Below are 12798 nucleotides of genomic sequence, written 5' to 3' on the forward strand. Positions count from 1 at the left end.
GTCATGAACGGGTTGCGTCGTCTCCTTATTCTGGTTGCCGGGCTGATGGGGGCGACCGGCGTCGCCGCCGCCGCCGCCGGCGCGCATGTGAACGCCGACCCCAACCTGACTACCGCGGCCTATTTCCTCATGCTCGGCGCGGCGGGCGCGACGGGCGCGGCGGCGCTGGCGGCCGCGCGGGGACCGCGCCTGTCCTTCGCCGATGCCGGCGGGTCGGTGATCGCGCTCGGGGCGGCGCTGTTCGGCGGCACACTGGCGGCGCGAGCCCTTTGGGGGATCATCATTTTTCCTATGGCTGCCCCGATCGGTGGCACTATGCTGATCGTCGGGTGGCTGGTGCTGGGGCTCGCCGCCTTCGAGCGGGGCGGCCGTTCGGCCTGAGTTGGCCAAAAGGTTGCATGACGACAGACGGCACCGCTTCTCCGGCATGGACGGAGGCGGAAGGCCGCAACGGGAGCAGAACTGGATGTCAGTCGAGGTCGAAGACAAGATGCTGGAAAAGCCGGAGACCACCCCCCGCCCCGCCGTTGCCACCCTGGGGGACGACGTCGCGAAGTTTCGCGCGGCGGTGATCTCCAAGCTCACCTATGCCGTGGGCAAAAATCCGGCTGCCGCGAGCGACCGCGACTGGTTTCTCGCCACCGCCTTCGCCACGCGTGACCGGATCGTCGATCGCTGGATCACGTCCACCCGCCAGACCTATTCGGAAGGCCGCAAGCGGGTCTATTACCTCTCGCTGGAATTCCTCATCGGCCGCCTGCTGTTCGATGCGCTGACCAATATCGAGATGCTGGAAACCGCCCGCTCCGCGCTGGGCGATCTCGGCGTCGATCTCGATCGGCTGCGGCAGGTGGAGCCGGACGCGGCGCTGGGCAATGGCGGCCTCGGCCGTCTCGCCGCCTGTTTCATGGACAGCATGGCGACGCTCTCCGTCGCCGCCTACGGCTACGGCATCCGTTACGAGAACGGCCTGTTCCGGCAGCGGATCAAGAATGGCTGGCAGCAGGAATATCCCGAGGACTGGCTGTCCTTCGGCAATCCGTGGGAGTTCGAGCGGCCCGAGGTCTATTACGATGTCGGCTTCGGCGGCTCGGTCGAGGCGGTCGCGGTCGGCAGCGACCGCAAGAAGCAGGTCTGGCACCCCAGCGAGACGGTCGAGGCGGTGGCGTATGATACGCCCATCGTCGGCTGGCGCGGGCGCCATGTGAATACGCTGCGCCTGTGGTCGGCGCGTGCCGCCGATCCACTCCGGCTGGATACTTTCAACCAGGGCGACCATGTCGGCGCGCTGGTCGACCAGGTGAAGGCCGAGGCCATTTCCAAGGTGCTCTACCCGAGCGATGCGACCCCGGCGGGACAGGAATTGCGGCTGCGGCAGGAATATTTCTTCACCGCCGCCTCGCTGCGCGACCTGATCCGCCGCCATGTCGACAGCTTCGGCGATATCCGCTCGCTGCCCGACAAGGTCGCCATCCAGCTCAACGACACGCATCCCTCGATCGCGGTCGCCGAGCTGATGCGCACCCTTGTCGACGAGAACGACATCGAGTGGGACGAGGCGTTCGACATCACGGTGCGCACCATCTCCTACACCAACCACACGCTGCTTCCGGAGGCGCTGGAGACCTGGCCGGTGCCGCTGATGGAGCGTGTGCTGCCCCGCCATATGCAGATCATCTATCTGCTCAACGCCAAGCATCTGGAGCGGGTTCGCGCCGAATTCCCCGGCGACGACGCGCTGCTCTCCTCCGTCTCGCTGATCCAGGAGGATCACGGCCGGCGCGTGCGCATGGGCAACCTCGCCTTCCTCGGCTCGCATTCCATCAACGGCGTCGCCGCGCTGCACAGCGAGCTGATGAAGACCACGGTATTCAAGGACTTCTACCGGCTGTTCCCCGACCGGATGAACAACAAGACCAACGGCATCACCTTCCGCCGCTGGCTTTACCAGTCCAATCCCGGCCTCACCAACCTGCTGGTGGACGTGTGCGGCCCGGCCGTGCTGGACGACCCGGCCAATCTCCGGAAACTGGCGGAAAAGGCTGGTGACAGCGCGCTGCACGACCGGCTGGCGGCAGTGCGGCGGCAGAACAAGGTCGCGCTGGCGCGCCTCATCCGCGACCGGCTGGATATCAAGGTCAATCCCGGCGCGCTGTTCGACGTGCAGATCAAGCGCATCCACGAATATAAGCGCCAGCTGCTCAACGTGCTGGAGACCATCGCGCTCTACGAATCGATGCGCTCCAACCCGGCGAAGAACTGGGCGCCGCGGGTGAAGATCTTCTCGGGCAAGGCGGCGGCCAGCTACCACATGGCCAAGCTGATCATCAAGCTCGCCAACGACGTCGCCAGGGTGGTCAACGACGACCCCACCGTGCGCGACCTGCTCAAGGTGGTGTTCCTGCCGAACTACAATGTCTCGCTGGCCGAGGTGATCATTCCCGCGGCGGATCTCTCCGAGCAGATCTCCACCGCCGGCATGGAAGCCTCGGGCACCGGCAACATGAAGATGGCGCTCAACGGCGCGCTCACCATCGGCACGCTGGACGGCGCCAATGTGGAGATCAAGGAGCATGTCGGCGACGACAACATCTTCATCTTCGGCCTGACCGCCCAGGAGGTGGAGGAGCGCCGCGCGGCGGGAATCGACGAATACGGCACTATCCAGCGCTCGCCGCTGCTCGCGGAAGTGCTGGACGCGGTCGAATCGGGCGTGTTCTCGCCCGACGAGCCGGACCGCTTCAAGCCGCTGGTCGATGCTCTGCGCCACCACGACTATTTCCTGGTGACGACCGACTTCGATGCCTACTGGGAGGCCCAGCGCAAGGTGGACCAGCGCTGGAACACGCGCGCGCAGTGGTGGACGTCGAGCGCGATCAACACCGCCAACATGGGCTGGTTCTCGTCCGATCGCACCATCACCGAATACGCCACCGACATCTGGAACGTGCCGGTCCGGCCGGTCCGCTGAACTCGACGGGCCGCCCGGCAATGCCCCGGGCGGCCTTCCTGCGTTGCCTGACAGTGGTTGAGTGAACGCTGATTGTGGACTTCTGGTCGACGGTAAAGGAACCTTCACGGCGCGTGGGTTTTGATGGTGGCCACCTTGAAGGTGGCGGCTCGGCGCAGAGGGTTGGTGACATGTGTGAGTGGCAGGCGCCCGATCGTGAGGTCGAGCAACTGGTCGAAGGCCGTCATCCCGACCCGTTTGCGCTGCTGGGTCCGCATGAGACGCCCGAGGGGCTGGTCATCCGCGCCTTCGTGCCGCATGCCGACACGTTGGAGGCGATCGAGGCGGATGGCCGCGTGATCGTCGAGCTGACGCGGCGCGACGACGCGGGCTTCTTCGAAGGGCTGGTGCCCGGTCGCCCGGCCTGGGCGCGCTACCGGCTGCGCGCCGGCAATCCCGGCGGCGCGTGGATACTGGACGACCCCTATTCCTTCGGCCCGGTGCTGGGACCGATGGACGATTATCTGCTGGTCGAGGGCACGCACAAGGCGCTGTATGAGCGGCTCGGCGCGCATCCCTGCACGCATGAGGGCGTGGAGGGCGTGTGTTTCGCGGTGTGGGCGCCGAACGCCTCGCGCGTCTCCGTGGTGGGTGATTTCAACCAGTGGGACGGGCGCCGCCACCAGATGCGCAAGCGCATCGACAGCGGCCTGTGGGAAATCTTCGCGCCCGCGGTGGGCGAGGGGAGCATCTACAAATACGAGATCGTCGCCGCCGACGGCCGCCTGCTGCCGCTGAAGGCGGATCCGTTCGGCTTTCGCGGCGAGTTCCGCCCGGCCACCGGCTCCGTGGTGGCGCGGACCGACGCGTTCGAATGGAACGACGCCGCGCATATCGCCGCGCGAGGCCAGGGCGCGGCGCGCGAGAAGCCGATGTCCATCTACGAGGTGCATCTGGGCTCGTGGCGGCGCGGGGAGGGCAATCGCTTCCTCACCTATGACGAACTTGCCGATCAACTCATCGGCTATGTCGCGTGGATGGGCTTCACCCATATCGAGCTGCTGCCCATTTCCGAGCATCCGCTGGACGCCTCCTGGGGCTACCAGCCGATCGGCCTGTTCGCGCCGACCAGCCGGTTCGGCGATCCCGCCGGCTTCGCCCGCTTCGTCGATCGCGCGCATCAGGCCGGCCTGTCGGTGATCCTCGACTGGGTGCCGGCGCATTTCCCCACCGACATTCATGGTCTGGCGCATTTCGACGGCGGCCCGCTTTATGAGCATGCCGATCCGCGGCGCGGCTTCCATCCGGACTGGAATACGGCGATCTACGACTTCGGCCGGCGCGAAGTGGCGAATATGCTGATCGCCAACGCGCTCTATTGGCTCGACCGTTTCCACATCGATGGGCTGAGGGTCGATGCGGTGGCCTCCATGCTCTATCTCGATTATTCGCGCCGCGACGGCGAATGGGCGCCCAATCCCGACGGCTCGAACGACAACAAGGACGCCGTCGCCTTCCTGCAGCGCGCCAACGAGACCATCTATGCCGAGCATCCCGGCACGGTGGTGATCGCCGAGGAATCCACCTCCTGGGCCGGCGTGTCGCAGCCCGTCTATGCCGGCGGCCTCGGCTTCGGCTTCAAGTGGAACATGGGCTGGATGCACGACACGCTCGACTATCTCTCGGTCGATTCCGTGTACCGGCGCTGGCACCATGACCGCATCACCTTCGGGCTGGTCTATGCCTTCTCGGAGAATTTCGTGCTGCCGATCTCGCATGACGAGGTGGTGCACGGAAAGGGCACGGTGCTCACCCGCATGCCCGGCGACGACTGGCAGCGCTTCGCCACGGTGCGCGCCTATTACGCGATGATGTGGGCCTATCCCGGCAAGAAGCTGTTGTTCATGGGCCAGGAATTCGCCCAGCGCGGCGAGTGGAGCGAGGAGCGCTCGCTCGACTGGCATCTCGTCGACATGGGCCCGCACCATCGCGGCACGCAGCTTCTGGTGCGCGAGATCAACCGGGTCTATCGCGACACCGTCACACTGCATGCCCGCGACTGCGACCCGGAAGGGTTCCGCTGGATCGTGGTGGACGACCGGGAGCAGTCGATCTTCGCCTGGCTGCGCATCGGCCGCGATGGCGATGCGCCGGTGGTGATGATCGCCAATTTCACGCCGGTGCCGCGCCCCAACTACCGTCTCGGCCTGCCTCTGGCCGGCCGCTGGCGGGAACTGCTCAACACCGACGCCGAAATCTATGGCGGCTCGGGGATGGGCAATCTCGGGTCGGTGACGGCCATCAGCGAGCCGGCGCATGGCCTGCCGGCGAGTGCGGAGGTGACGCTGCCCCCGCTGGCGACGCTTTACTTCACATGGGATCCGGGCCCTGCAGAGCCGCCGCTCGCCAAGGCGCGCCGCACGGTCCGCAAACAGACAAACTAGGGAGAGACGCCACATGGCACGGCCGACGGTCCAGAACGCCCCACTCGCGCGAACGGCTATGGCCTATGTGCTGGCCGGTGGCCGCGGTAGCCGCCTCATGGAGCTGACGGATCGTCGCGCCAAGCCGGCGGTCTATTTCGGCGGCAAGTCGCGCATCATCGATTTCGCGCTCTCCAACGCCCTCAATTCCGGCATCCGCCGGATCGGGGTGGCGACGCAGTACCAGGCGCACAGCCTCATCCGCCACATGCAGCGCGGCTGGAACTTCTTCCGGCACGAGCGCAACGAGAGTTTCGACGTGCTGCCGGCCAGCCAGCGCGTCTCGGAAACCATGTGGTATCTCGGCACGGCTGACGCGGTGTACCAGAACCTCGACATCGTGGAGGCCTATGACACACGGCACATCATCATCCTGGCCGGGGATCACATCTACAAGCAAGACTACGAGATCATGCTGCAGGAGCATGTCGACAAGGGCGCCGATGTCACCGTCGGCTGTCTCGAAGTGCCGCGTCTGGAGGCCAGCGCCTTCGGCGTGATGCATGTCGACGCCACCGACCGCATCATCTCCTTCCTCGAAAAGCCGAAGGACCCGCCCGCCATGCCCGGCCAGCCGGACAAGGCGCTCGCCTCGATGGGCATCTATATTTTCGAGACCAAGTTCCTGATCGATCAACTGCGGCGTGACGCGGCCGACCCGCTCTCGACGCATGATTTCGGCAAGGACATCATTCCCTACCTCGTCAAGCACGGGAAGGCGCACGCGCATCACTTCGCCCGCTCCTGTGTGCGTTCCGACATGGAAACCGCGCCCTACTGGCGCGATGTCGGCACGGTGGACGCGTATTGGGAGGCGAATATCGACCTCACCGGCGTGGTGCCGGAGCTTGACCTGTATGATCGCGACTGGCCGATCTGGACCTATGCCGAGATCACCCCGCCGGCGAAATTCGTGCATGACGACGAGGGCCGGCGCGGACAGGCCATTTCCTCGCTGGTCTCTGGCGGCTGCATCGTCTCCGGCTCTTCGCTGCGCCGCGCCCTGCTGTTCACCGGCGTGCGGGTGAATTCCTACGGGGCGATCGAGAACGGCGTCATCCTGCCCTATGTCGAGGTCGGCCGCGGGGCGCGGCTGAAGAACGTGGTGATCGACGCGCATGTGCGCATTCCCGAGGGGCTCGTGGTGGGCGAGGATCCCGAGGAGGACGCACGGCGCTTTCGTCGGACTGACAAGGGAATCTGTCTCATTACGCAATCGATGATCAACCGGCTCGAACTCTAGCCCGACGCTGGGTTCAAGGGCCCCGTCCGAATGGCGCGTCCGGACGGGGCAGGTTGCTTCCGGCCGGCGGGGGCCATGCCGGTCGGCGTGGGCCAAGCGGGCGCGCGGGTGGGCTGGGTCGAGGCAAGGCAACAGGGGCAACGGGGCTGGTGACGGATCTGAAGGTACTATCGGTTGCTTCCGAGATTTATCCTCTGGTGAAGACCGGCGGGCTGGCCGATGTGGTCGGCGCGCTGCCGTCGGCCTTGGTGCCGCATGGCATCGAGATGCGCACGCTGGTGCCGGGCTATCCTGCCGTGATGGGGGCGCTGGAGACCGCCGAGCCGGTCCACCATTTCGATCATCTGTTCGGCGGCCCGGCCCGCCTGCTGGCGGCGGAGGCGGCGGGTCTGAAGCTCTTCGTCATCGAGGCGGGCCATCTCTATGACCGGCCGGGCGGGCCCTATGTCGGGCCGAACGGGCTCGACTGGGAGGACAACGCCCTGCGCTTCGCCGCGCTGGGGGCGGTGGGCTCGGGCCTCGGGCTGGGGCTGGTGCCGGGCTTCGTGCCCGACACGGTGCACGCGCATGACTGGCAGGCGGGCCTCACGCCGGCCTATCTGCATTACTCCGGCGGGCGCCGGCCCGGCTCCGTCATGACGATCCACAACATCGCCTTCCAGGGCAAGTTCGACGCGGCACTGGCGCCGGTGCTGGGTTTCCCGGCCGATGCCTTCTCGATCCATGGCATCGAGTATTACGGCACGGTCGGCTATCTCAAGGCCGGGCTGAAATTCGCCGACCGCATCACCACCGTCTCGCCCGGCTATGCCGGCGAGATCCTGCTGCCGGAGGGCGGCATGGGGCTGGAGGGACTGCTGAACGACCGAAGTTCCGTCGTCTCCGGCATTCTCAACGGGCTCGACACGGCGGCGTGGAACCCGGCGACCGATCCGCTCATCGCCGCCCGCTTCGACACGCGGCGGATGAAGGCGCGCGCCGCCAACAAGGCGGAACTGCAGCGGCGCTTCGGCCTCGATCCCGACCCGGACGCGCTGCTGTTCGGCGTGGTCAGCCGGCTGTCCTGGCAGAAGGGGCTCGACCTCCTCGCCGACAATATCGGCACGCTGCTCGGCCTCGGCGCGCAGATGGCGCTGCTCGGCGCCGGCGATCCCGATCTTGCCGGCCGCTTCGCCGGCGCGGCGCAGGCCCATCCCGGACGGATCGGCGTATGGCTCGGCTATGACGAGGCGATCGCCCATCTCGTGCAGGCGGGTGCGGATGCGCTGCTGGTGCCCTCGCGCTTCGAGCCCTGCGGCCTCACCCAGCTCTCGGCGCTGCGCTATGGCGCGCTGCCGGTGGTGGCGCGGGTGGGCGGGCTGGCCGACACGGTCATCGATGTCAACGAAATGGCCCGCTCGGCGGGGGTCGGCACCGGCGTGCAGTTTTCGCCCGTCACGCCCTCGGCGCTGCATCTAGCGCTCAACCGCACGCACCGGCTGTGGCAGGACAAGGTGCTGTGGAAGAAGCTGCAGCGCAACGCGATGGCGACCGACGTCTCCTGGGAGCGCGCCGCGCGCGAGTATGACCGGCTGTTCCGCGATCTGGTGGCGGAGCGCGGCGCGTGAGCGACTGGCGGGTCTCGGACGGCTCGCCCGAGCCGCTCGGCGTTACAGTGGATGCACGCGGCGTCAATGTCGCGGTGTTCTCCGCCCACGCCACCCGCATCGAGTTCTGCCTGTTCGACGCCTCGGGCGCGCGCGAACTGGTCCGGCTCGCCCTGCCGGCGCGGCTTGGCGACGTGTTCCACGGCCATATCGCCGGCGTGCCGCCCGGCGCGCGCTATGGCCTGCGCGCCAGCGGCCCGTGGGCGCCGGGGGAGGGGCACCGCTTCAACCCCTTCAAGCTGCTGGTCGACCCCTATGCCAGCCGGCTCGACCGGCCGTTTCGCCTCGACGCCTCGATGTTCGACGCGCGCGCCCGTGGCCTTGAGCGCGACGAGACCGACAGCGCGGCCGCCGTGCCCAAGGCCATCGTGCCCCATGTCGAGAGCGGCGAAGTCGCGTCCGGTGCGGCCGGGCCGGCCTTCCGCTGGGACGACGAGGTGTTCTACGAGCTGCATGTGCGCGGCTTCACCATGCTCAACCCGGGGATTCCGCTCGCGCTGCGCGGCACTTTCGCGGCGCTGGCCGATCCGGCGGCGCTCGACCATCTCGTCAATCTCGGCATCACCACGGTCGAACTGATGCCGGCCATGGCGTGGATCGACGAGCGGCACCTGCCTCCGCTCGGGCTGAGCAATTACTGGGGCTACAACCCGGTCGTATTCGGCGCGCCCGATCCGCGCCTCGCGCCCGGCGGTTTCGAGGAGGTGGCGCGCACGGTGGCGGCGCTGCACGGCGCGGGCATCAAGGTCGTGCTCGACGTGGTGCTGAACCATAGCGGCGAGAGCGATGCGCTCGGGCCGACGCTCAGCCTGCGCGGACTCGACAACGCGACCTATTACCGCCACGCACGGGACGATGCCGGCCTCCTGCTCAACGATGCCGGCACCGGCAATACGCTGGCGCTGGAGCGCCCTCCGGCGCTGCGACTCGGCATGGACATGCTGCGGCGCTGGGCGGCCACCGGTCTGGATGGGTTTCGCTTCGATCTCGCGGCCACGCTCGGGCGGCGTGTCGACGGCTTCGATCCCGAGGCGCCCTTCCTCGCCGCGCTGCAGCAGGACCCGGGGCTGCGCAATCTCGCCCTCATCGCCGAGCCCTGGGATATCGGCCCGGGCGGCTATCAGGTCGGCCAGTTTCCATCGGGATGGGGCGAGTGGAACGACAAGTTCCGCGATGCCGCCCGGCGGTTCTGGCGCGGCGATGCGGGCCTGACCGGCGAACTCGCCACGCGCCTCGCCGGCTCGGCGGATGTCTTCGCGCGGCGCACGCGGCCGCTTTCGCGCGCCATCAATTTCGTCACCGCCCATGACGGCTTCACCCTCGCCGATCTGGTCTCCTATGCGGGCAAGCACAATGAGGCGAATGGCGAGGATAATCGCGACGGCACCGGCGAGAACCACAGCTGGAATCATGGCGTCGAGGGGCCAAGCGACAACCCGGCGCTGATCGCGGCGCGCCGGGGGGATGTCCGCGCGCTGCTGGCGACGCTGCTGTCGGCGCGCGGCACGCCGATGCTCACCATGGGCGACGAATGCGGGCGCTCGCAGGCCGGCAACAACAATGCCTATGCGCAGGACAACGAACTCACCTGGCTGGACTGGTCGAAGCTGGACGGCGCTCTCACCGCCTTCACGGCGAGGCTGGTCAGGCTCCGCCGCGCGCATCGCGCCTTGCGGCTGGAAACGCCGCTGACCGGCCTGCCGCTCGACGCCAGCGGCATTGCCGATGTGGAATGGCGCGCGCCCTCGGGCGGCACTCCGGCCTGGGATGACCCTTCCGCCCCCTGCCTGGTGGCGGTGTTCTATGCGCCGGCGCGCGATGACGCGGCGGCGGACCGGGTGGCGGTGGCGCTCAACGCCTCGGCGAGGCCCATGGAACTGGTGCTGCCCGAGCCGCGCGACGGCTTTGCCTGGCGGCTCGCGGCCGACACGGGCCAGCCGGAACGCGAGGGCGATGCCGGCGGAACGCTGCCGGCGCGTACCGCGTTCATTCTCACCGAGGCGCCGGCACCGGGCGCCCGGCGGCGGCCGGCCGATCCGGCGCTGCTGGAGACGCTCGCCGCGGCCGCCGGCATCACTCACGAATGGTGGGATGTCGAAGGCACGCATCACCTTGTGAGCGACGACACCAAGCGCGCCCTGCTCGGGGCGCTGCGGCTGCCGGCCGCGAGCGCCGGCGAGGTACGCGACAGCCTCGCGACGCTCTCCGAGCAGCGCTTCGGCCGCGCGGTTCCTTTCGCCCGTGTGCTGCGGCAGGGGCAGACATCCGGCGAGGTGTCGACCCTCACGCTGGCGGCCGGCGCGGCCGATGCGGTGCGCCGGCTCGATCTGGTGATCCGGCTGGAGGATGGTGGCGAGATCGATTTCGCCGTGCGGCCGGAGGACGGGCATCGCACGCACGTCATGCGCCCGGACGGGCGGCGGGCGCTGACCCGCGCGATCGACCTGCCCGAATTGCCGGTGGGGCGTCATACGCTGGTGCTGGGCGGGGATGAATGCCGCCTCACAGTGGCGCCGCACGCCTGCTATGTGCCGCCCGAACTGGCGGATGGCGGACGCCGCTTCGGCATCGGTGCCCATCTCTACATGCTGCGGCGGCAGCACGAGGACCAGGGCATCGGCGATTTCACCGCGCTCGGCGAACTGGCAGCGCTCGCCGCCGCGCGCGGTGCGGACGTGATCGGTCTCAACCCGCTGCATGCGCTGTTCGCGCAGGATCGCGAGCGGGCGAGCCCCTATTCGCCCTGCGACCGGCGCTTCCTCGACCCGATCTATATCGATGTCGCGGCGCTGGGCGCCGATATCTCCGACTTCGCGGCGCTGGCGGCTCGCCCGGCGGTGGACTATCGCGCCGTGTGGGCCCTCAAGGAGGCGGCGCTGCGCGAGGCCTTCGCCGCGTTCGAGCAGCAACCCGATGCCGGGTTCGCCCATTTCGTCACGGAGGGCGGGCCGACGCTGCGTCGCTTCGCCATTTTCCAGGCCATCGCGGCGGCGCATCCGCAACAGGGTTGGCGCCAGTGGCCGGAAGGCTTGAGCGATGCGGCGAGCGCGGCGGTGGAGAGCTTTGCCGGCGCCCATCCGGCCGAGGTGCGCTTCGCGCTGTGGCAGCAATGGGTGGCGGATGCGCAGCTGGCGGCGGCGTCGCGCTTTGCCCGCCAGTCGGGGCTGTCGCTCGGCTTCTATCGCGACCTTGCCGTCGGCACCGCGCCGGACGGGGCGGAGGCGTGGTCCGAGGCGGGGCTGCTCATGTCGGGCGTGAATATTGGCGCGCCACCCGATCCGCTGGGGCCGGAAGGGCAGAACTGGTGCCTTCCGCCGTTCGATCCGCTGGCCTGGCAGCGCGAGGGTTATGAGGGCTTCGCCCGGCTGGTGGCCGCCAATATGCGCCATGCCGGCGCGCTCAGGATCGACCACGTGATGGGGCTGCGCCGGCTGTTCCTCATTCCGGAGGGCGCGAGCGGGACGGAGGGGACCTATCTCGCCATGCCGTTCGATGACCTCGCCGGGCAGGTGGCGCTGGAGAGCCATCGCGCGCGCTGCCTCGTGGTGGGCGAGGATCTCGGCACGGTGCCGGCGGGCATGCGCGAGCAGCTGAGCGACGAGCGCATGCTGTCCTACCGGGTGCTGTGGTTCGAGCGGCTGGGGTCGCGTTTCCTGCCGCCGGAGGATTATCCCGTGCTGGCGGCGGCGTGCGTGTCCACCCATGATCTGCCGACGCTGGCCGGCTGGTGGGACGGCGTCGACCTTGCCGAGCGGCGCACGCTGGGGCTGGAGAACGATATCTCGCTCGCCACCGCGCTTGCCGCGCGGGCGGTGGAAAAGGCCGAGCTTGCCGCTGCCCTGGTGGGCGAGGGGCTCATCGCCGCCGCGCCGGAGCCGGGGGCGGCTTTGTCGGATGCCTTCGTCGCGGCGCTGCACGCCTATGTGGCGCGCACCCGATCCGCGCTGGCGCTGGCCCAGCTCGACGATCTCGCCGGCGAGACGGTGGCCGTCAACCTGCCGGGGACGGACCGCGAACGGCCCAACTGGCGGCGGCGGATTGGCCACACCCTGCAGAGCGTGATGAGCGAACCGCGCGCCGTCGCGGCGCTCAACGCCATGGCGCGGGAACGCGGCGCGAATAGCTGAAGCGCGCGGGATCATCCAGCGGCTCGCGGTCCGGCTCGTCAATGCCGGCGGGACCGGCGGCGTCGCCCTCCGTGATGCCGCCCGTATCCGCCTCGACGATCGGCAGCGGGTCGGCCGCCATGTGCCGGGAACTGCGCCCCATGCCCTGCATGAGCACAAAGGCGCCGAGGGCAAACGCGGCGGTAGCGATGACAAGCGTTGTCGTGCGGCTCATGGTGCATCTCCTGCCTGCCGCCGGTGCGGAGATCAGCAGGATGGGGCGATGTGGCGCGGTGCCCGTGTCGTTGCGGCCCTGCGCCGGATTTCAGGCGGCGGTTGCGAACCTGCCGTGTCGCATTGGACTGGCTCC

Annotated in this window: 7 protein-coding genes; 6 read left to right on the top strand and 1 reads right to left on the bottom strand. The window is 68.6% G+C overall.

What is annotated here, in order from left to right:
• Positions 1-3 precede the first annotated feature (3 nt).
• The 6 genes from FHS55_RS11745 to glgX all read left to right on the top strand — a co-directional run bounded on the left by FHS55_RS11745 (position 4) and on the right by glgX (position 12449).
• Positions 4-381: a DUF423 domain-containing protein gene (locus FHS55_RS11745; protein ID WP_183189945.1), complete on the top strand. Its 378-nt coding sequence runs from the start codon at positions 4-6 to the stop codon at positions 379-381.
• A gap of 85 nt (positions 382-466) precedes the next feature.
• Complete coding sequence (locus FHS55_RS11750) at positions 467-2971, top strand: glycogen/starch/alpha-glucan phosphorylase (RefSeq protein ID WP_183189946.1); 2505 nt, start codon at positions 467-469, stop codon at positions 2969-2971.
• A 170-nt stretch (positions 2972-3141) separates the two neighbouring features.
• Positions 3142-5394 carry a 1,4-alpha-glucan branching protein GlgB gene (gene glgB / locus FHS55_RS11755; protein WP_183189947.1) on the top strand — a complete coding sequence of 751 codons (2253 nt, stop codon included), beginning with the start codon at positions 3142-3144 and terminating at the stop codon, positions 5392-5394.
• Between the two features lie 13 nt (positions 5395-5407).
• Entirely contained in the window at positions 5408-6676 is a 1269-nt protein-coding gene (gene glgC / locus FHS55_RS11760; protein WP_183189948.1) for a glucose-1-phosphate adenylyltransferase, read from the top strand.
• 149 nt (positions 6677-6825) lie between these two features.
• Positions 6826-8283 (top strand): glycogen synthase GlgA, encoded by a 1458-nt coding sequence (gene glgA / locus FHS55_RS11765; protein ID WP_183189949.1) that lies wholly within the window; start codon positions 6826-6828, stop codon positions 8281-8283.
• Positions 8280-12449 carry a glycogen debranching protein GlgX gene (gene glgX, locus FHS55_RS23810; RefSeq protein ID WP_183189950.1) on the top strand — a complete coding sequence of 1390 codons (4170 nt, stop codon included), beginning with the start codon at positions 8280-8282 and terminating at the stop codon, positions 12447-12449. Before glgA ends, glgX begins: the two co-directional genes overlap by 4 nt.
• Here the strand turns inward: glgX and FHS55_RS11775 are convergent.
• The gene (locus FHS55_RS11775) at positions 12412-12663 is read right to left on the bottom strand and encodes a hypothetical protein (protein WP_183189951.1); all 252 of its coding nucleotides are present in this window, start codon (positions 12661-12663) and stop codon (positions 12412-12414) included. The two genes, glgX and FHS55_RS11775, sit on opposite strands and share 38 nt — an antisense overlap.
• Positions 12664-12798: the final 135 nt, after the last annotated feature.

Source organism: Ancylobacter tetraedralis, from assembly GCF_014195655.1.
Classification (GTDB): Bacteria; Pseudomonadota; Alphaproteobacteria; order Rhizobiales; family Xanthobacteraceae; genus Ancylobacter; species Ancylobacter tetraedralis.